Annotated in this window: 19 protein-coding genes and 1 pseudogene; 10 read left to right on the top strand and 10 right to left on the bottom strand. The window is 54.3% G+C overall.

Features of this window, described 5'->3' with window-relative positions:
• Positions 1 to 78 precede the first annotated feature (78 nt).
• The 7 genes and pseudogenes from FO014_RS13690 to FO014_RS13660 form a co-directional block, all read right to left on the bottom strand.
• Positions 79 to 303: a hypothetical protein gene (locus FO014_RS13690; RefSeq protein ID WP_160029921.1), complete on the bottom strand. Its 225-nt coding sequence runs from the start codon at positions 301 to 303 to the stop codon at positions 79 to 81.
• The gene (locus FO014_RS13685; RefSeq protein WP_160029920.1) at positions 300 to 1025 is read right to left on the bottom strand and encodes a DUF2786 domain-containing protein; all 726 of its coding nucleotides are present in this window, start codon (positions 1023 to 1025) and stop codon (positions 300 to 302) included. The genes FO014_RS13690 and FO014_RS13685 overlap by 4 nt, the downstream gene beginning before the upstream one ends.
• Positions 1026 to 1277, bottom strand: a complete 252-nt coding sequence (locus tag FO014_RS13680; protein ID WP_160029919.1) for a hypothetical protein — start codon at positions 1275 to 1277, stop codon at positions 1026 to 1028.
• The gene (locus FO014_RS13675) at positions 1274 to 2998 is read right to left on the bottom strand and encodes a ParB family protein (RefSeq protein ID WP_160029918.1); all 1725 of its coding nucleotides are present in this window, start codon (positions 2996 to 2998) and stop codon (positions 1274 to 1276) included. Before FO014_RS13675 ends, FO014_RS13680 begins: the two co-directional genes overlap by 4 nt.
• A 2-nt stretch (positions 2999 to 3000) precedes the next feature.
• Positions 3001 to 4340, bottom strand: a pseudogene (gene dnaB-PI, locus FO014_RS13670) (SPI-7-type island replicative DNA helicase).
• Positions 4333 to 4692, bottom strand: coding sequence for a hypothetical protein (locus FO014_RS13665; protein WP_160029917.1), 360 nt, complete (start codon positions 4690 to 4692; stop codon positions 4333 to 4335). Before FO014_RS13665 ends, dnaB-PI begins: the two are co-directional and overlap by 8 nt.
• The gene (locus FO014_RS13660) at positions 4689 to 5591 is read right to left on the bottom strand and encodes a ParA family protein (protein WP_160029916.1); all 903 of its coding nucleotides are present in this window, start codon (positions 5589 to 5591) and stop codon (positions 4689 to 4691) included. Before FO014_RS13660 ends, FO014_RS13665 begins: the two co-directional genes overlap by 4 nt.
• 263 nt (positions 5592 to 5854) lie before the next feature.
• On the opposite strand from FO014_RS13660, the gene FO014_RS13655 reads away from it, so the two are divergent.
• A complete protein-coding gene (locus FO014_RS13655) occupies positions 5855 to 6157 on the top strand; it encodes a DUF6538 domain-containing protein (protein ID WP_160029915.1) in 303 nt (100 codons plus the stop codon).
• Positions 6158 to 6344: 187 nt separating this feature from the next.
• Here FO014_RS13655 and FO014_RS13650 read toward each other — a convergent pair whose 3' ends face one another.
• Both FO014_RS13650 and FO014_RS13645 read right to left on the bottom strand, forming a co-directional pair.
• Complete coding sequence (locus FO014_RS13650; RefSeq protein ID WP_160029914.1) at positions 6345 to 6710, bottom strand: diacylglycerol kinase; 366 nt, start codon at positions 6708 to 6710, stop codon at positions 6345 to 6347.
• Positions 6711 to 6941: 231 nt separating this feature from the next.
• Complete coding sequence (locus FO014_RS13645) at positions 6942 to 8066, bottom strand: N-acetyltransferase (RefSeq protein WP_160029913.1); 1125 nt, start codon at positions 8064 to 8066, stop codon at positions 6942 to 6944.
• Between the two features lie 743 nt (positions 8067 to 8809).
• Between FO014_RS13645 and FO014_RS13640 the strand changes: the two genes are divergently transcribed.
• Genes FO014_RS13640 through spt form a run of 4 tightly spaced genes read left to right on the top strand, consistent with a single transcriptional unit; the run spans position 8810 to position 12911 of the window.
• A complete protein-coding gene (locus FO014_RS13640; RefSeq protein ID WP_160029912.1) occupies positions 8810 to 10549 on the top strand; it encodes a fatty acyl-AMP ligase in 1740 nt (579 codons plus the stop codon).
• The gene (locus FO014_RS13635; RefSeq protein WP_160029911.1) at positions 10546 to 11460 is read left to right on the top strand and encodes an NAD-dependent epimerase/dehydratase family protein; all 915 of its coding nucleotides are present in this window, start codon (positions 10546 to 10548) and stop codon (positions 11458 to 11460) included. The genes FO014_RS13640 and FO014_RS13635 overlap by 4 nt, the downstream gene beginning before the upstream one ends.
• Positions 11461 to 11491: 31 nt before the next feature.
• Positions 11492 to 11752 carry an acyl carrier protein gene (locus FO014_RS13630; RefSeq protein WP_126531429.1) on the top strand — a complete coding sequence of 87 codons (261 nt, stop codon included), beginning with the start codon at positions 11492 to 11494 and terminating at the stop codon, positions 11750 to 11752.
• A complete protein-coding gene (gene spt, locus FO014_RS13625; protein WP_160029910.1) occupies positions 11739 to 12911 on the top strand; it encodes a serine palmitoyltransferase in 1173 nt (390 codons plus the stop codon). Before FO014_RS13630 ends, spt begins: the two co-directional genes overlap by 14 nt.
• 62 nt (positions 12912 to 12973) lie before the next feature.
• On the opposite strand, the gene FO014_RS13620 is transcribed toward spt, so the two are convergent.
• A complete protein-coding gene (locus tag FO014_RS13620) occupies positions 12974 to 13705 on the bottom strand; it encodes a nucleoside/nucleotide kinase family protein (protein ID WP_160031412.1) in 732 nt (243 codons plus the stop codon).
• A gap of 368 nt (positions 13706 to 14073) precedes the next feature.
• On the opposite strand from FO014_RS13620, the gene FO014_RS13615 reads away from it, so the two are divergent.
• The 5 genes from FO014_RS13615 (at position 14074) to FO014_RS13595 (ending at position 18460) form a co-directional block, all read left to right on the top strand.
• The gene (locus tag FO014_RS13615) at positions 14074 to 14799 is read left to right on the top strand and encodes a nucleoside/nucleotide kinase family protein (RefSeq protein ID WP_160029909.1); all 726 of its coding nucleotides are present in this window, start codon (positions 14074 to 14076) and stop codon (positions 14797 to 14799) included.
• A 30-nt stretch (positions 14800 to 14829) separates the two neighbouring features.
• A complete protein-coding gene (locus tag FO014_RS13610; RefSeq protein WP_160029908.1) occupies positions 14830 to 15585 on the top strand; it encodes a nucleoside/nucleotide kinase family protein in 756 nt (251 codons plus the stop codon).
• A gap of 124 nt (positions 15586 to 15709) precedes the next feature.
• The gene (locus tag FO014_RS13605) at positions 15710 to 17047 is read left to right on the top strand and encodes a lipopolysaccharide biosynthesis protein (protein WP_160029907.1); all 1338 of its coding nucleotides are present in this window, start codon (positions 15710 to 15712) and stop codon (positions 17045 to 17047) included.
• On the top strand, positions 17044 to 17880 hold the full coding sequence (locus tag FO014_RS13600; RefSeq protein WP_160029906.1) for a hypothetical protein: 837 nt from the start codon (positions 17044 to 17046) through the stop codon (positions 17878 to 17880). Before FO014_RS13605 ends, FO014_RS13600 begins: the two co-directional genes overlap by 4 nt.
• Positions 17881 to 17893: 13 nt before the next feature.
• Positions 17894 to 18460: a YtfJ family protein gene (locus FO014_RS13595; protein ID WP_160029905.1), complete on the top strand. Its 567-nt coding sequence runs from the start codon at positions 17894 to 17896 to the stop codon at positions 18458 to 18460.
• Position 18461: the final 1 nt, after the last annotated feature.

Below are 18461 nucleotides of genomic sequence, written 5' to 3'. Positions count from 1 at the left end.
GACGCTTTAAATCCGTATCTCGAAACGCCATTAGAAAAAACATGACAATACAAAAGCAGATAACAATCAGCGCAGGATTCACGAAGACCTCCCAAGCACGACGAATATTGCCGCCACAACCGGTAAGAACAAGAGCAAATAAGGTAATAAAGAAACCTGCCAACCTTTTTCCCGTGTCCGTAGTTTTAAACGCAATTGATTATAAAAAAGGACAATCGCACCGCCGGCGTATAAAACAAGAACAACCGTCATAAAAGTTGAAAATATCTCGATGTGTCCGTTGGTCAGGGGGCTTTTATTCATTTGTCCTCCCCGGCGCTGTAGCCAATACCTACAGGTCCACAACCGTCAACCCCGTGATGCAGACGAGCATTTTGTCCTGCCAGATAGCCCTGACTGCGCGCTATGGCATCACCGCGACATTGTTTTACAGAGCGGGTTTTCAGCGTGCTCATACCCTGTTGTTCCAACCACGCAGACATCAGCTCTTGTTCATGCTCCGATACGCTGAAAACATCGACAATTCGGCGGACGCCTTCGACCCAACCCGCACGGAACTGCTCTGCTCGCGCCCGGCGCGTCGCCATTTTCAGGCGCTTATTCTGGGTTTTCAGGTATGCGGCTGTGGCATCCTTCAATTGGCGGCTAAGCACATCAAAGGCATAAGCAGCAACGGCAGGACGTTCACTGAAGCCGTAGAACGTGACGTTGCGACGCTTTAACCCGGTTCGGCTTTCAAAGGAAGAAAAGTAGTGCCGGCAGCCGAACGCATTGGCGACGGTCCAGGTCAACAGGCTCATCCACTCCGGGATTTTGTCCCATGACTGAGATGGCGCGCCCTGGGTTGGCGCCTGTTGAATAGAGGAGATGTTCGCCTCGAGCTCCGTGATCCCGTACTTCGCCATCAGCTTCTGAGCGCGGGACAATGCCTGTCCTGCTTCATGGGCATTACTATTGCTCCGAGCAAGTTCAAGGAGCTTGCGGACCAGTTTCACCAGCCGCTCCTGTCGTTGTAAATGGCTCATTTAATTGTTCTCCCAGTTGGCCAAGAGCCCATGGGCTACGCGTGCAATCTCTCTGAGATTATCCGAGTAACCAGAGGTGTTTTTTCTGTTTATCAGGACGTTGCATGTTTCCAAAAGGACACTCAGGCCCTCTTTGGTATAACAAGCGGTGATCGCCCTGACAGCCAACAGCTCCGACGCCATCTCATGCACATCCTGTCCGGCTGAGGGGGCTGCCAAAAAGGCCTGCAAACGCTCAATAGTGACAGTCATGCGTCCTCCCCGGTGTCAGTGTCCACATCACGCTGCAGCTCACGCAGCCGGCGAAGAACGCGAACAAGGCGCAGAAACTTCACGGCATGGACATCATCAAGCAGCGGGAAGCCGGCGCCATCAGCAGCACCAATCAACGCCTCGCTTAATGAACAGGCTTCATTGGCCGGGGCCGGCCCAGTCAGTGAGAGAAGTAATGCAGTGAATGGGGATGACTGCTGTGTGGCCAGGCAGTACCCTGCCGCAATCAGCGTTGCCTTATCGGCTTTGAGCTCAGTTTCGCAGCCGGCTTGTTCGGCCAGTTCGAAAGCAAGGCGATAAGCCATGCCCTGCAGGTGTTCAATGTCATCCTGAAGGGCCGGGATGGCCCAGACAGAAACCACTGGTTCAAGCCCTTCTTCAGCGAAAGCGACTTCTGATCCCTCTGCGTTCGGGGTAACTTCCGGTGCTACAGGGCACGGTTGCGCAGGTTGCCCTACCCCTGCAGCCTCTGTTCCGGACATGCCTGGTGAGGGCTGCTCGTCAACATCTCCGGACAGAACCGGCGGCGCACCATACAGGTCATGTTGGGTTTCAATGCGCGGAGATCCGGAAGAAATAGGCTCAGCGTCGGATGAGTCCTCTTCACCTTCCTGTTCATCCAGTGCGCTGCTCAGCGTCAAAGCCGACGTACCCGGCACAGGTGCATCAGAGGAAGATAACGGGATTGCTGCACTGCTATCAATTTCGCCACTGCCATCAACGGGTGATCCAACCCTTGGCTGAACGGCAAAATTAGGCACGCTTTGCAGGTGCTCTTCACCAAGCTGTTGCCGGCGATTCTGCTCTTTGGGATCCAGCTCGAGAAGCCAGCGATCGTAATTCAAAGAGGGATGTGGGAGAGCTTTAACCAAGGCGCCAATTAACTCATCACGGAGCATCTCTAATGAATACGCATCCGGATCATTAAATTGGCTGCAGACTGAACCAAAAACCTCAGCAAATGAAGTTGTAGATTTAATATCATTTGAAAAAAGCTTCCATACTTTTTCAGAACCAGTTCGCAAGGCTAACAGTCCCCTTATTTGGGGTGCTCCGACCCCAGATTCCAAAAGCAAAGGCATAAATGGATACAGATATTTAACCGTATCTTCCATGCGACTAATATTGGAGTTATGAACAGGATAACCTGCTTCACCTAATAATGCGGAGAGCTCACGTAATGATACTGCCCTGCCGAGTTCTTCCTCAAAAATAGCGCGGGCTTTCTTAATACCAAATGCTTTCTCAATAAAACTCAATTCACCGCGAACTTCGTTCTCAGCCAAATGACCTATCACACATGATAAACGGCCCGGCCAGGGCTTAAACATGCAGGAAATACGGTAAAACCGTTCATCCCCGGTTTCCTGCCACAATTCAGACAAAATTTGATGACGAGTATTCCCCCCGTCACTAAAGAAGAAACCCAGCTCGGGACGATCAGGATCTGCAGTGATTTTAGGTACCGTATCCAGGCCACGCGCCCGGATTGAGGCTTTAATTTCCTCATACCGTGGATTACGGGAGGTTCTTGGGTTATCCGGGAAAGGACTGACGTCGTCCAGTGTCAGCACCATCGGCATTTCCGTGGCAGGTAATGCCCCTTCAGCGGGAGCATTACTATCAGTGCCTACTGCGGTCTTGCCCTGCAGGAGCAATGCGCTCCCCAGGTCAATATTTTTGGTATTTATACGTCCCATGATTAAGCACCTCCCAGGTATTCAGGTGTGGCCAAATCACGGAATGCCGTGTATTGCTGTTCGTACTGAACGCGCACCATGCCTGTTGGCCCCTGGCGTTGCTTACCGAAGATAATCTCGGCGGTGCCGGCATCTTCAGAATCCGGGTAATACACCTCGTCCCGGTAAATAAAGGCGATCACATCAGCATCTTGCTCCAGTGCACCGGAGTCGCGCAGGTCACTGTTCATCGGACGTTTGTCTGCCCGTTGTTCGAGCGTCCGATTCAGCTGCGACAGCGCCAACACTGGGCATTGTGTGTCTTTGGCCAGCGCCTTCAGATTGCGGGATATTTCCGAGATTTCCTGTGTGCGGTTTTCAAAATCAGGCGCACGCATCAGCTGCAGATAATCGACCATGATGAGCGCCGGCCGGCCATACAAACGTGTATAACGGCGCACCAGTGAACGAAGTTGTGCAGGCGTCAGCGCGGACGTGTCATCAATAATCAGACGGTCATTCCAGGCCGTCATAATTCCCATGGTTTCGGAAATACGCGCCCAATGTTCATCATCAAGCTGACCGTTGCGGAACAGGGTCAAATCCACTCTGCCCAGCATCGCCAGAAAACGCTGCAGCAATTGCTCCCGCGGCATCTCCAGGCTGAAGCAGAATACCGGCCGATCGGTGCCTTCCAGCGCACCGACGCAACACGCCAGTGAAAATGCGGTCTTACCCATACTTGGCCGCGCTGCCAGCAGAGTCAGCTCCCCATCCTGCAGACCACAAGTGATCTCATCAACCAATGACAAGCCTGTTGGGGTTCCGGTCACACCGGTTCCTCCGGTGACGCTTTCCAGCCGGCTGACTACCGCATCCAGGCCATCTATCAGGCAGACATTTTGCTGGGTATACACCTGCTCTGACAGCTCCATGAGCTGCTTTTCTACCCGCTCAGTTAGCAACTCTGACTTTGCCTGCGGAGTTGCTGCCTCGGCACTCAACTCTCGTCCATATTCAGCAAGCGCCGCAGTCTGCTACGCTCTGCGACAATGTTGGCATACGCTTCGATGTTCGCTGCACTCGGTGTGTTTTTGGACATCTCAGCGAGATAAGCAAAACCGCCAACCTGTTGAAGTGCACTGTTCTGTTCAAGTGACTCAGACAGCGTAATCAGGTCGATAGGCTGGTTAACCGACATCAGCTGCCCCATGGCTTGGAAAACACGGCGATGCGACGGGACATAAAAATCAGCGTCACGCAGGACAGACACCACGTCATCCCAGCGCGCGTTCTCCAACATCAGCCCGCCCAGTACAGCCTGTTCGGCGTCGACAGAGTGAGGAATTTGCATATCAGCCATGACGCACCTCCGGCTGACGCAGTGCGTACTCCAAGATTTCGCGAAGCATGGCTGATGCAACCAGAATCAGAGGTGAATGGTCGTAACAAACCTCCCCATTACCTCCCCCTGTCTCGAGTAATTGAAGCCCACTAGGAATCTTCTGCCCTGCCGACATTTCTCGTAGTTGTTCTTCATTCCACAGGTTATAGAAGTCAATGAACCCACGCGGAATGCCCCATTCATCAGACAAGCGCTCATAAAGATGTTGTTTTGCAGTTTCATAATCAGGAGCATCGACAAAAACATGGGTTTCATCGCGATTAATCAATGCAGAGTGGGCTACTGCACGCCAGATAAAGTTCCTGTTCATTGGTTGGCCTCCTTACGCAGGAGGTCAAAATCAGCAGTCCAGTCCGGGAACAGCTCACAAGCCAGGTCATACATGGTGTCAGCGGCAGCGGGCGTAGAAGTCCGTGTAGTGGTGGTCTCCAGGCGGTGGACTGGCTGGCCCGAGGCATGGCCAAGTTTGTAGATTTCCAGCTTGGGAATGATTGTATTCAGGAGGGAGACGTCAAAGGCGTCGGCGCGCAGATACTGGCCGTTCTCAATGATACCCTGCAGACTTTCCAGCGTTTTCCAGTCCAGGTTGGTGTATTCCATGCAGTTGGTCAGTATTCGCACCTGAGGCATGGCAATACCGTAAACGGCCAGAGGCAGCAGCCCTTCCATCAACCCCAGCGTGCCGCGTAAAAATTCGCGGGTGTCTGGCAAGATTGGCTTGATGACACCAACAGCAAACGAGGAGCTGGCCAGCAGGATAAGCTCAAGCATGATTGACGCTGCACCTTTGGAGTCGATGATGATGACGTCGTAATCTTGGAATAAGGGATGCTGCAGAACATTACGCAGACGCATGCGACCATCCGGGGCATGCAACATGGCTGAAGAGAGGCGGTCATGCGGATCGTTGGAGACGATGATGTCCAGATTGTTGATTACTGAACGGGAAATAATTTGGTCAGGCCGCGCCAAATCGACGGTCTTCATTAAGAGCTCATACAAGCCGTTAGGTGCTTCGTATTCCAGGGAGAATATGCTACTGGCAGTAGGTTGGGAATGGTCGCCGTCAATGAGGAGAACTTTTTTGCCGGCGTCGGCCAGGAATCCGGCCAGATTGGCGCTTTGAGTAGATTTCCCTTCACCACCTTTGGTGGAAATGACAGGGACTACTCTTGCTTTATGTTGAGTCTTGGTTACAACGTTTTCCATGTGCACACTCGAATAAAGTTATTCGATGCATGCGGATTACACTCAAAAATAGCTTTTTCTACACTGCGACTACCGAGTCATTTACGAAGAGAGGATTGAAAATCCCCGTGTCCTTGGTTCGATTCCGAGTCCGGGCACCACTATTCCAAACCCTCGCTTAGGCGGGGGTTTTTGCGTTATGGCTCAATAACTTGTTGGTTTGTCAGTAGTTACCCCTCTTATTCTCCTCCGGCCCCGCTTCCCGGTGGTACAGAAAGGGCATTATGATACAGCCAACTAAGAACAGATTCGGCGTTTACCACATCCGTAAAGCCGTACCCAAACACCTGGTCGCCATCCTTGGTAAACGTGAAATCAAGTTCACCCTTGATACTAAAGACGTGAAGGAGGCCAGAGAACGTGCACCTGCCAAAATCATCCAGATTGACCTCATGCTCAGGTTGGCGGAAAAACAGCTTGCCGCAGAGCAGACTCTGACTGATGCCGATATTGAACTCATTGCTGGTGTGTGGGCATCAAAGACCATGCAGCAGGATGATCTTATTGGACTGACCCCATCCCTTTAGGTGACGAACCTCTGAATTTACCATTTTTCATCGGTTGAAGGTGCTCCACGACCCCTGGGTATTTGACTTGTAACTCTCGTTTAAAGTCAGGGTCTACTTGCAGACGCTTATCCGCTTCGCCGGCGCGAGGAAAACATGGGGAACGTTGAGATCGCACTCCACGGGCATAGTGGGCAAGCATCCGCTCTTATCGCTCCAGCAGCACCGTCCCCCAAATAACGATCGTCATGACGATCGCCACTAACTGCGCCGCACCGCCCAGATCTTTGGCACGTTTCGATAAAGGATGCCATTTCAGAGAAATGCGGTCGACCACGGTTTCAATCGCCGTATTCAACAGTTCGATCACCAATAACAAGAAGCTGCAGGCAATTAATAACAGCCGCTCCATTTTGGTAATATCTAAAAAAAATGTAACGGCGAGTAAAATGACGTTAACAACCAATAATTGACGAAACGCATCTTCGGTAATCGTAGCGTCAATAAAACCGGCCCATGAGTTCCTTATGCTGTAGGTTAACCGGTTTATTCCCTTTTTCTTTTTCACAGGCATGCATTGTTTCTCATAAAATCATGACCGCCGCGATCCGCAGCAAATAAATCACTCCCCGTGAATATCCCCGTGCCTTACTGATTAAGAGCACTAACAGGTTCCCCTTGGGACGTTTAATTCACCGACATAAAACCACCGCGCCGTCGAACACGACGTCGTCCAAAAATGTGTTCACGCACCGTACGCATTCATTATCTTGAGAAAAGTGAAAGGCGGTGTTTTATCATTCAGTTAAAGCGTCTTTTCGTATAAACGGTAGCGCTTGTAAGGAACCGCACCGATACGTTCTAAAATCGTCCGCATACCGGTATTGGTTTCCAGGATCCACGACATTTCCAGCGCATCGATATTGCGTCTGGCAAAAGGATCGCGTAGCGCCTCAATCAGCAGCAGCGCAATAATCGGCCCGATACGGCTGAATTGATATTCCTGACGCACGCCCATCAGCGGGACACGCGCGGTACGCACGCCGCTGACCTTCAGCCGCCACAATAATTTCGCCCATCCGAACGGCAACAAGCGCCCCTGCAGATCGGCAATCGCCTCGTTAATGTTCGGCAGTCCTACGATAAAGGCGCAGGGAGCGCCATCCACCTCAGCGATATGGATCATATCGTCGGGCACCAGGAACTTCAGTTGATCCCCCATGGTGGCGAATTCATGCTCGGTAAACGGGACGAATCCCCAATTATGCTGCCATCCAGAATTGAAGACTTCCCGCAGCACCTGCATCTCTTCGTGAAAGCGCTTACGGTTGAGGCGACGAATGGTCACTTTCTTGCGCACCTGATCCATCATCCTAGTTAACGAAGGTGAAAAGTGCAGATCAGTTCTCTGCATCCAATAGGCAAGCAAATCAATTCCTTGCGTATATCCCTGCTGCGCGATTTGGGCCGCGTAGTAGGGTTTGGCATGCGTCATCATCGCCGACGGCGGGGTGTCAAACCCTTCGACCAGCAGGCCGCTTTCCTGGTTGATATTCAGGCTGAATGGGCCGGTGATTTTGCGCGCGCCCTTGACCCTGAGCCACTCTTCCGCCGCTGTGAATAACGCGCTGAAAACGGCGGGATCGTCAATGGCGTCAATCATGCCAAAATGGCCGGTATCCTCCCCATGCAGTTCGCGGTGCAGCGAATCGACTTGTGCGGTGATACGCCCGACGACTTCCCCACTTTTTTTCGCCACCCACGCCTGCCATTCGATATGTTCGGTGCCGGGGTTCTTCTTCGACAGATGTTCCTCACGTTCTAAATACAACGGGTCAATCCAGTTGGGATCATCGCGAAACAGTAACGAAGGGAAAGTAATAAATTCTTTAAATTCGCGTTTATCCAGAACTTTCTCAATGCGAATCATAGATAACCTTAGGTTTTAGTAAAATAAATAAAAGAGTGACAACACCATTAGCATTTTTTATGCAGCTATCGTTTTGGGATTGTGCATTACCCCGGTTTAACGATAAGAAAAACCGGTTAATACCCTATGTAAATCAGTATGTTCCTCATCCTATATTAACCCTGTAACTCTCGTGCTTTATCCAAAGAAAGGAAAAAAACGGCGATAACACGCTGTGTCAAATACACTGAATTGTACTTGTTTATTATTTAGTGCTATTTTCAGAAAAATAAACCCACCGATTTTAGTGTGCCTGACTTTAATCATGATAAGCATGGCCATTTTTACCACTTAATGCTCTTTTTAATATGCAGACGAAATGAATCGTTCACTTTTAGATTTCTTCCGGCATACTGTTTAGGATGCGTTTAAGGTCAAAAATAGTCATGCGCGAGGTCAGATCCTATGAGCCGACAGTTATTTCACACCCAACACACACAGCCCCAAGAACGGTGACATCAGGCGCTTGCGGCACCGTTTCGTATATCCATCCGACGCCGTTCAAGGTTGATAACGCGGGTGACTGACGCCCTCCCAGGTTAATACCTGACGTATCGTTCAAGCATGGCAATATTCGCTATTCGTGGAATGAAGATGGTTGAATAACAAACTTATTCAAAACCTATTCATAGTAAAGTATCAATTCTCTCGCCAAGAGTCGTTTATCTCTTTTGGTGATATTTAATCTATGGCTTAGTTTGTCTATGTCTGAAACTAGTTCTGTTCATTCTCTTCCCATGCGCTATGCGGACTTCCCCACTTTAGTGGATGCATTGGATTACGCGGCGCTAGGCGAAACGGGGATGAATTTTTACGATCGTCGTAATCAACTCCTGGCTGTTCTTGAATATCGCACGCTGAAACAACGGGCGATGTCGGGCGCACGGCGTTTATTATCCCTGAATCTCAAGAAAGGCGATCGCGTCGCGCTCCTCGCCGAAACCAGCGCGGGATTCGTCGAAGCCTTCTTCGCCTGCCAATACGCCGGATTAGTGGCGGTGCCGCTGGCGATCCCTATGGGCGTTGGCCAGCGTGATTCCTATACCGCCAAACTGAAAGGGCTGATCGCCAGCTGCAACCCCGCAGCGATTATCAGCAGCGAGGAGTGGACGCCGCTGATCGTTTCCGCCGCGCGGGAAACGTCGTCGGCGCATATTCTCAGCGACGCGGATTTCAACGCGCTACCTGAACCGGATATCGCGCTGACCGCGCCCTCACCCGACGATATCGCCTACCTCCAGTACACCTCGGGCAGCACGCGTTTCCCTCGCGGCGTCATCATTACCCAGCGGGCGGTCATGGCTAACCTGAATGCGATTAGCCACGACGGTATCAAGCTGCATGCGGGCGACCGCTGCGTCTCCTGGCTGCCCTTCTATCACGATATGGGCCTGGTCGGGTTTCTGCTGACCCCGGTGGCGACTCAGCTGTCCGTCGATTATCTGCGCACGCAGGATTTCGCCATGCGCCCGATGCAATGGCTAAAACTGATCGCGAAAAATCGCGGCACCGTGTCTGTCGCCCCGCCGTTCGGCTACGACCTGTGCTTACGCCGCAGCAACGCCAAAGAGCTGGCCGATCTAGATATCTCCAGTTGGCGGGTCGCGGGCGTGGGAGCCGAGCCGATCCCGGCCGAGTTGCTGAGCCAGTTTGGCGAACACTTCCGCCACCTCAATTTCAACAGCCAAGCGTTCATGCCCTGCTATGGCCTGGCCGAGAATACCCTCGCGGTCAGTTTTTCCGATCCGGCCTCCGGCCCGCGGATCAATACGGTCGACCGCAACATTCTGGAGTACGAGGGAAAAGCGGTCGCGCCCGGCAAAAAGACGCGCGCCGTCTCGACGTTCGTCAACTGCGGTAAGGCGTTGCCCGGCCATCGTATCGAGATCCGTAGCGAAACCGGGCAACCGCTGCCGGAACGTCAGGTCGGTCATATCACGATTTCCGGCCCGAGCCTGATGAACGGCTATTTCTGCGATGATGAATCACAACAACAGATTCAGGTGACCGGCTGGATGGATACCGGCGATCTGGGCTACCTGCTGGATGGCTATTTGTACGTCACCGGCCGCAAGAAGGATTTGATCATCATTCGCGGTCGTAACATCTGGCCGCAGGATATTGAGTACGTCGCGGAACATGAACCGGAAATCCGCTCCGGCGACGCGATCGCCTTCGTAACCGAAGAACACGGCGAAGCGGCCAAGGTCATTTTACAAATCCAGTGCAGAGTCAGTTCGCCGGAGCGTCGAGAGCAAATCGTCCACTCGCTGAGCGCGCGCATTCAAAGCGAATTCGGCATTGCGGTAGATATCGAGCTGCTGCCGCCGCACAGTATTCCCCGCACGTCATCGGGCAAACCCGCCCGCGCCGAAGCTAAAAAGCGCTGGCTGAGCGCGTCCTCCTACCCTCAGCTGCCTCAACTGGCTGGTTTCGCACAATGACAGGCAGCGTCGCAGTCACGGGCGCAACCGGCTTTATCGGCCGGCACATCGTCCAGGAACTGCTGGCGCAGGGGTTTACCGTACGCGCCCTGACGCGGCGCGCGGGAAAGGCTGCCGCCGGCAATCTGCTGTGGGTCCCGGGCGCGCTGGAAGATCGGGAATCGCTCGCAGAACTGGTTCGCGGCGCGGACTGCGTCGTGCACTGTGCGGGCCAGGTGCGCGGGCATGCGGAAGCGGTTTTCACCCGCTGCAACGTGGACGGCAGCCTGAACCTGATGCAGGCGGCCCAACAGAGCGGCGCCTGCCGACGTTTCTTGTTTATGTCCTCCCTGGCGGCCCGTCACCCAACGCTGTCCTGGTACGCCAACTCAAAGCATGTCGCCGAGCAACAATTACTCGCTACGGCATCGGATATCGCGTTGGGCATTTTCCGACCGACGGCGGTTTACGGGCCAGGCGATAAAGAACTGAAACCGCTGTTCAACGGCCTGCTGCGCGGCGTGCTCCCTCGGCTGGGCGCGCCTGAAGCGAAACTCTCTTTTCTGCACGTGAGCGATTTGGTCAGAGCGGTCAGCCAATGGTTATTGGCGCAGCCGGCGCAGCCGAATATTTACGAACTGTGCGACGGCGTGGCCGGGGGCTATAACTGGCTGCGTCTGCGCGAAATAGGCGCCGCGGTGCGCCAGGGGCCCGTGCGTCTGGTGGGCATTCCACTGCCGCTGCTGACATTCATAGCGGACGCCGGCACGTTGTGGAGCCGCCTGACAAAACAGGAACCAATGTTGACCCGCAGCAAAATACGCGAACTGACCCATCGCGACTGGTCCGCCAGCAATCAACGTCTGTCTCAACATATTAATTGGTTCCCACAGGTAAGTTTGGAACGCGCACTGCGTGAAGGGCTGTTTTAATTATTCCAACTAGAGGTGTATCAACGTTCTTATGCTAAATCGCGATGCTGTAATGGATTATATCCTGACGTGTTTGCAAGGTATCGTCGAAGGCGGATTGGAAATAAAACCTGATAGCGATCTCGTCAATGATCTTGGCCTGGAATCCATCAGAGTATTGGATCTGCTGATGATGCTGGAAGATAAATTAGATATCTCCATTCCTATCAATATATTGCTTGATGTCAGAACGCCGGAGCAATTGCTTGACGCGCTGCGCCCTTATCTGGAGAAAAGCCATGGGACTTTATGATCGGTTTTCACGGCTCGCCAACGATCGTGAACAATTTCAAGCGGCCGGCCTGAATCCGTTCGGCACCTGTATCGACGAGGTCTATTCCGCGACCCAAGGGCGCATCGACGCTCAAAAGATCATCCTCGCCGGCACCAATAACTATCTCGGCCTGACGTTCGATGCACAGGCGATCGCCGCTGGCCAGGCCGCCCTGAGCGCACTCGGCACCGGTACCACGGGCTCACGCATGGCGAACGGCAGCTACGGCACTCATCTGGCTCTGGAACAGGAGCTGGCGGAATTCTTCGATCGTCCCAGCGCCATCGTTTTTTCTACCGGCTATACCACCAACCTGGGCATTATCAGCACGCTGGCGGGGCCGGGCTCCGTGGTGCTGATCGATGCGGACAGCCACGCGAGCATTTACGACGCCTGCGCCCTCGGCGGCGCGGAGATTATTCGCTTCCGTCACAATGACGCCGGCGATTTGGAACGCCGCATGGTGCGCCTCGGCGAGCGCGCCCGCGAGGCGATCATTATCGTTGAAGGCATCTACAGCATGCTGGGCGATGTCGCGCCCTTGGCGGAAATCGTCGACATCAAACAGCGGCTGGGCGGTTATCTGCTGGTCGACGAGGCCCACTCCTTCGGCGTGATGGGCGAGCACGGCCGCGGCCTGGCCGAGGCGCTGGGCGTAGAGAAAAACGTGGATATTATTCTGGGCACCTTCAGTAAGAGCCTGGCCTCGATCGGCGGTTTCGCCGTCGGCGGCAAGGAGATGGATGTGCTGCGTTACAGCAGCCGGCCGTATATCTTTACCGCGTCACCGTCGCCGTCCAGTATTGCGTCGGTGCGTACGGCGCTGCAAAAAATCGCCCGCCACCCCGAACTGCGGGAAAAACTGTGGAGCAACGCGCACCGTCTGTATCAGGGGCTTGCCGAGCTGGGGTATACGCTGGGGCCGCGCATCAGCCCGGTGGTGCCGGTGATGATCGGCTCTAAAGAAGAGGGCCTGCGCTTCTGGCGTGAGCTGATCGCCCACGGCGTGTATGTCAATCTGGTGCTGCCGCCGGCCGCGCCGGCGGGCGTCACCCTGTTACGGTGCAGCGTCAATGCCGCGCACAGCGACGAAGAGATCGATGCGATCATCCGCGCCTTTGCGGCGCTGAAAAAGTAGTCTGCTCGTCCCTACCACGAGGCGGCGATGCCGGAAACGCCATCGCCGCACAGCGTCAAACCTTAGTGAACGGCCGCCGACTCTTCATCGCGCTTGTAACGATAACCCTGCGCCGCCATAAATGTCTCAATGGCCTTTTCCGCCGACGCCAGCACCTCCTCGATCGACCGATCGGCATCAAGATCCACGATTTCGGCGCCTTCGTAAGTCAATAACGGCGTGACGACGATCTTTTTCTCCAGCGCCGACCTACGATGATCGGGCTTGCGCGCGCAGGCCACCTTCAGACTGACATTCAACTTGAGAACCAAATCCGGTTTGTTCCCCGCCATCCATTGGAACGCCTTCCGCTCCTGCTCCGCCAACCATTGGACAATGCGGTTCCCGTCGACGTTGACGGGAAATACCGTGCCGTCGTAGGCGCCGGGAATTTGCGCCTGCGGAAAACGGTCGGTCAACACGATAAACCCTTGCCGGCGAAAGGCCAGCATGCGGCGAAAGCGCAACAGCCGCCGCACGACGAAAGCGATGATCACCACGGACGGCAGCAGGCCAAGTCGGGATTTTGTCGTTTTGACTTTTTTGGTATTGCTCTCGATCGCCTTGCCCACCGAGCGCCCCAACAGAGGAAGTTTCGATGCCGCACGCCCGACGTTGCCCGCCTGTTTGCCCAAATGCACCCTGACCGCCGGACCGTATGTTTTCACATAGTCGATCAGATGTTCACACACGGTGGACTTACCCGATCCGTCGCTGCCGATGACCGCAATCAGCGGCGGAAATTTTGCACTCATAATAAGACTCTCTTTCAAAACACCGGAAACGGTGTGCCATTTTTGCAACGAAACATCGCTTAACGTCGTCAGGATGCGGCACGGCAGAAATACTTTCAATACTGCGCAAAAAAGCACAAAATATTAAGCGAAAATTGAAATACCTGCTCTACGGCATCAGCGGCCAACGCCCGACAATTACCATAAAAAGCTAAATTTATTTCCTCGCGGATAATCCGCACAAAACAACAAGAAGACGCGTTAAAATACCAAAACAAATAATGTTAAAAATACAAAATTCATTATTTTATCACAATGAATCACAATAAATATCTTGAACCCAATGAGGATTGGAATACAATAGTTTTTTTCGCATTGGATCAATTATTGTGAGTCAACAGATAATCCCCGACGCACATCATTCGACCGTACGCGTAATTGCGATAACGGGCTGTGACGGCTCGGGAAAATCCACGTTGGCCGCCAGTCTGGTCAACGCGTTATCAGCACAAGAGCCTGCGGAACTGCTTTATCTTGGCCAGTCGTCAGGCCGTATCGGTGAATGGATAAGTTCGCTGCCGATTATTGGCGCGCCCTTCGGGCGTTATTTGCTGGCGAAGTCAGAACGCGTGCATGAGCGCCCTTCCACACCTCCGGATAACGCCACGGCGCTGGTGATATTTTTACTCTCCTATTGGCGATATTATAAATTTCGAAGCATGTTGAAGAAAAGCCGCCGCGGGAAAGTCTTGATCACCGATCGTTATCCGCAGGCGGAGGTAGCGGGTTTTCGTTTCGACGGCCCGCAGCTGGCGAAAACGGTCGGCGGCAACCGCTGGGTTCGCGGGTTGAGAAAACGGGAACAACGTTTGTACCAATGGATGGCGTCTTATCAGCCCCTATTATTAATTCGGTTAGATATTGACGAGCACACGGCGTATTCACGTAAACCCGATCACTCGCTGTCCGCGCTGCGTGAGAAGATCGCCGTTATCCCGCACCTGACGTTTAATGGCGCCAACATACTGGATTTAAATGGCCGGGACCCGGAGAGTAAAATTCTCGATGAATCACTGCGTGCAGTTCGAATATCACTGGCAATATCAATCCCCTAGTCGCCAAATAACCTTTTCGTACTGAAATAGATGAAAAAAAATAAACTCTTTGCCGAACAGGATACCCCTGCCGCCGACATCACCGGGCTTATCGCCGTAGTGGGCAGCGATGGCACGGGTAAATCTACGCTGACCGCCGATCTGGTCAAACATCTGCAGCCGCATCGCGCCACGCAGCGGCGTTATTTAGGGCTGATCTCCGGCGAAGACGGCGACAAAATCAAACGCCTGCCGTTTATCGGCGTGTGGCTGGAACGGCGGCTGGCGGCCAAATCCGATAAAACCCAACGCATGAGCAATAAGCCGCCGGCGCTCTGGGCGGCGCTCATCATGTACGGCTTTTCACTGTGGCGCGCATCCAACCTGCGCAAAGTACGGCGGCTGGCGCAGAGCGGCGTGCTGGTGATAAGCGATCGCTATCCGCAGGCGGAAATCTCGGGCTTTTATTACGACGGGCCCGGCATCGGCGTAGAGCGTGCGAAAGGGTGGCTGCTGACCCGCCTGGCGGCGCGCGAACGTCGCTTGTATCAGCAAATGGCCCGCTATCGCCCGGAGCTGATCATTCGCCTCGATATCGACGTCGATACGGCATTTGCACGCAAACCCGATCACAGTTATGAAGAGCTGAAAGACAAAATTTCCGCCATGGTTCGTCTGCAATACAACGGTTCAAAAATTATCGAACTGGACGCCAGAGCCCCCTACGATGAAGTGCTGAACAACGCGCTCAACGCCATCTCCGCCGTAACGATCCCCGAGCAGAAAATGAACAGCGCTTTCGGGTAGCGCCGTGGCGGACACGCCGACGAGGCGGGGAAAGAAGCGAAGATTTATTAATCAGATACAGGGCAAAGAGCATGACTGCGCAACACAAGATGCTGAAAAATAATGATGACGGCTGGTTTATGTCATGAAGCGATGGTTTTCCGATGGTGCGTTTCGCTCTATTTTACGTAATGCCGCCTATTTAGGCTCCGGCAGCGTGGCCAGCGCCTTGCTGGGACTGCTGGCGCTCTCCTGCGCCGGTAAAGGCATGTCGCCTGAAATGTTCGGCGTGCTGGTGGTGATTCAGGCCTATACCAAGGCAGTCAGCGATTTCATCAAATTCCAGACTTGGCAATTCGTGGTGCAGTTCGGCACCCCGGCCCTGGAGCATCAGAACGCCCGGCGTTTCCGCGACGTTGTCGCCTTCTCTTTCGGCCTGGATATCGCCAGCGGCATCATCGCCGTACTGGGCGGCATGATCATGCTGCCGCTTTTATCCCATGCTCTGGGGCTGGACAGCGAAAGCTTCTGGCTCGCCATGCTGTACTGCACCCTGATCCCATCGATGACCTCCTCCACGCCGACCGGCGTGCTGCGCGCCTTCAACCGCTTCGATTTAATCGCCGTCCAGCAGGCCATCAAGCCCTTCCTGCAGGCGGTAGGCAGCGTCATCTCGTATTATTTCGAACTGGGATTCCCGGGATTCGTCGTCACCTGGTACGCCTCCAACCTCATCGGCGGCACGCTGTTTTGGTGGTTCACCGCGCGCGAGCTGCGCCGCCGAAATATCCACGGCGCGCTGAGGCCGCGCCTGTTCAACGTCGCGCGCCGCATTGAGGGCGCCTGGAACTTCGTCTGGACCACCAACATTGCCCACACTATCTGGGCCGCGCGCAACTCCTGCACTACCGTGCTGGTCGGCGTGGTGCTGGGGCCGGCCGCCGCCGGGCTGTTCAAGATCGCCATGACCTTCTTCGATGCGACGGGCACCCCGGCCAAGCTGCTGGAGAAAAGCTTCTACCCTGAGATTATGCGCCTGGACCCTCGCACCAAGAAACCCTGGTTGCTGGGGCTGCGCTCCTCGCTGCTGGCCGGCGGCATCGGCCTCGCCGTCGTGGTGTTGATGCTGCTGGTCGGCAAACCACTTATTTCCGCAGTGTTCGGGCAGCAATACCTGGCAGCCTACGATCTCATTCAGATCATGCTGGGCGCGATCATCGTCTCCATGATGGGTTTCCCGCAGGAATCCTTACTGTTTATGGCGGGCAAACAACGTGCTTTTCTCATCGCGCAGGCGTTCGCTTCGGCGTCCTACATTGCCTTGTTGGTAAGTATGTCATACGCCTTCGGCGTGCAGGGCGCCGCCTTCGCTTATTTACTGGGGCAATGTTTAGACGTTTTGTTATCCCTGATACCGACGATAGGCGCATACCGCAATCGTTTTATGTTGGGGCTGAATGTGCCCAAAGAGAGTAATCAATGACCGCAAGCAATAATTGGAAAAAGTTCCCCGCTGAAACCATCCAGGCGCTATTTGTCGCGGTGGAAGAGGACGATCTGGTTGAGGCGAATATCAGCCTGCCGCAACGTATTGACTGGCACTGTTCCCTAGAGAGCATTCGCGACAACTATGCGCTGTGTCTGCAATTTTGGGAAGACGGCTTTTCCCGCCAAGAGTTGCTGAAGCTGGTGAACGGCTTTCTGCAGGATCCGCAATTGGCGGCGGCCACCGGCATGCGCTACAAATATATTCGTGCACGCTATAAGCATTTTCGCTTCGCCCAACAGCTTTACGACGGACAACATCGCGCCAACCGCCTGTTCCACACAACTACCGCGGTGCTCGGCCATTTTCAGGACGCATTTCGCAACGGCAATCAGAAGAGTTTGCAGATTTACGGCAATCTGCTGCGGGTGCTGCTCAGCAGGCCTGTTTGGTCGTACGTGCGCTATGCGCTGCGCCATATTCATCTAACGAGCGAGCGCGACTTTATCGCCTATCGCCAGACGCAAATAGGTTTACTGCGAACGCTAATCGCCAACCCGCAACTCACCGGCAAACAGTTTCACGAGGTGCGGAAAATAATCAGCCGGCAGGTCTCTTTTTACGACACGCTGCGCTCCATCGCTCCCGACAACCGTGAGGCGCGGCAAATCTCGCGTTTCCTGGCCGCGATTAACGGCCTGATGGGCGACAGGCATGATGTGATGGTGGCGGATAAGCTGGCCGGCGGCGATCTCTACGATCGGCCCACGCTCCTGGATATCGATATCCGCCAGCGCCTAGAGCTGCTTCTCTCGCGTTTCCCCCTATAGCGGAGGCGGTTTAATGAGCTTACGTCGATGGCTGATAATGCCACTGCTGCTGTCTCCGCTGCTGGCGTCAGCACATAATTTCATTCATGGCGCACCGGTCGCGCGGGTCAACATCGCCGATCGCGGCGAACTGCTGCTGCGCGATGGCGATTTCCTCTACCGGCCGTGGAACAGCGCGGAGCTGGCCGGCAAGGTGCGCGTCATGCAGTATATCGCCGGACGCACCTCCGCCAAAAAGAAAAACTCGCTGCTGATCGCCGCCGTCAAGGAAGCCAACCTGCCGGGCGATCGCTTTCAGCCCACCACCATCGTCAACACCGACGACGCGATCCCCAGTTCCGGCTTTTTCGTGCGCGGTAAAATAGAGAAAAATAAACGTCACTACCCCTGGGCGCAGTTTATCATCGATAGCGACGGACAGGGGCGCAGGGCCTGGCGGCTGCCGGAAAAAAGCTCCTCCATCGTAGTGCTGGACAACGCCGGGCGCGTGCAGTGGGCGAAAGACGGCGCGCTCACCCCGCAAGAAGTTGACCAGGTGATCGCCCTGCTGCGCGTTCTGATCGAGCGGAGCCAGTCATGAA

This window comes from Serratia rhizosphaerae (assembly GCF_009817885.1).
GTDB classification, from domain to species: Bacteria; Pseudomonadota; Gammaproteobacteria; order Enterobacterales; family Enterobacteriaceae; genus Serratia_B; species Serratia_B rhizosphaerae.
The sequence above is the reverse complement of the archived record's forward strand: the minus strand, read 5'-3'. Positions and strand labels throughout refer to the sequence as shown.

Coding starts and splice junctions, on each gene's coding strand:
- FO014_RS13665 (WP_160029917.1), bottom strand. CDS start 4,692: ATGAACAGGAACTTTATCTGGCGTGCAGTAGCCCACTCTGCATTGATT.
- FO014_RS13660 (WP_160029916.1), bottom strand. CDS start 5,591: ATGGAAAACGTTGTAACCAAGACTCAACATAAAGCAAGAGTAGTCCCT.
- FO014_RS13595 (WP_160029905.1), top strand. CDS start 17,894: ATGAGCTTACGTCGATGGCTGATAATGCCACTGCTGCTGTCTCCGCTG.
- FO014_RS13620 (WP_160031412.1), bottom strand. CDS start 13,705: ATGAGTGCAAAATTTCCGCCGCTGATTGCGGTCATCGGCAGCGACGGA.
- FO014_RS13675 (WP_160029918.1), bottom strand. CDS start 2,998: ATGGGACGTATAAATACCAAAAATATTGACCTGGGGAGCGCATTGCTC.
- FO014_RS13600 (WP_160029906.1), top strand. CDS start 17,044: ATGACCGCAAGCAATAATTGGAAAAAGTTCCCCGCTGAAACCATCCAG.
- FO014_RS13680 (WP_160029919.1), bottom strand. CDS start 1,277: ATGACTGTCACTATTGAGCGTTTGCAGGCCTTTTTGGCAGCCCCCTCA.
- spt (WP_160029910.1), top strand. CDS start 11,739: ATGGGACTTTATGATCGGTTTTCACGGCTCGCCAACGATCGTGAACAA.
- FO014_RS13640 (WP_160029912.1), top strand. CDS start 8,810: ATGTCTGAAACTAGTTCTGTTCATTCTCTTCCCATGCGCTATGCGGAC.
- FO014_RS13630 (WP_126531429.1), top strand. CDS start 11,492: ATGCTAAATCGCGATGCTGTAATGGATTATATCCTGACGTGTTTGCAA.
- FO014_RS13690 (WP_160029921.1), bottom strand. CDS start 303: ATGAATAAAAGCCCCCTGACCAACGGACACATCGAGATATTTTCAACT.
- FO014_RS13635 (WP_160029911.1), top strand. CDS start 10,546: ATGACAGGCAGCGTCGCAGTCACGGGCGCAACCGGCTTTATCGGCCGG.
- FO014_RS13610 (WP_160029908.1), top strand. CDS start 14,830: ATGAAAAAAAATAAACTCTTTGCCGAACAGGATACCCCTGCCGCCGAC.
- FO014_RS13650 (WP_160029914.1), bottom strand. CDS start 6,710: ATGCCTGTGAAAAAGAAAAAGGGAATAAACCGGTTAACCTACAGCATA.
- FO014_RS13605 (WP_160029907.1), top strand. CDS start 15,710: ATGAAGCGATGGTTTTCCGATGGTGCGTTTCGCTCTATTTTACGTAAT.
- FO014_RS13685 (WP_160029920.1), bottom strand. CDS start 1,025: ATGAGCCATTTACAACGACAGGAGCGGCTGGTGAAACTGGTCCGCAAG.
- FO014_RS13655 (WP_160029915.1), top strand. CDS start 5,855: ATGATACAGCCAACTAAGAACAGATTCGGCGTTTACCACATCCGTAAA.
- FO014_RS13645 (WP_160029913.1), bottom strand. CDS start 8,066: ATGATTCGCATTGAGAAAGTTCTGGATAAACGCGAATTTAAAGAATTT.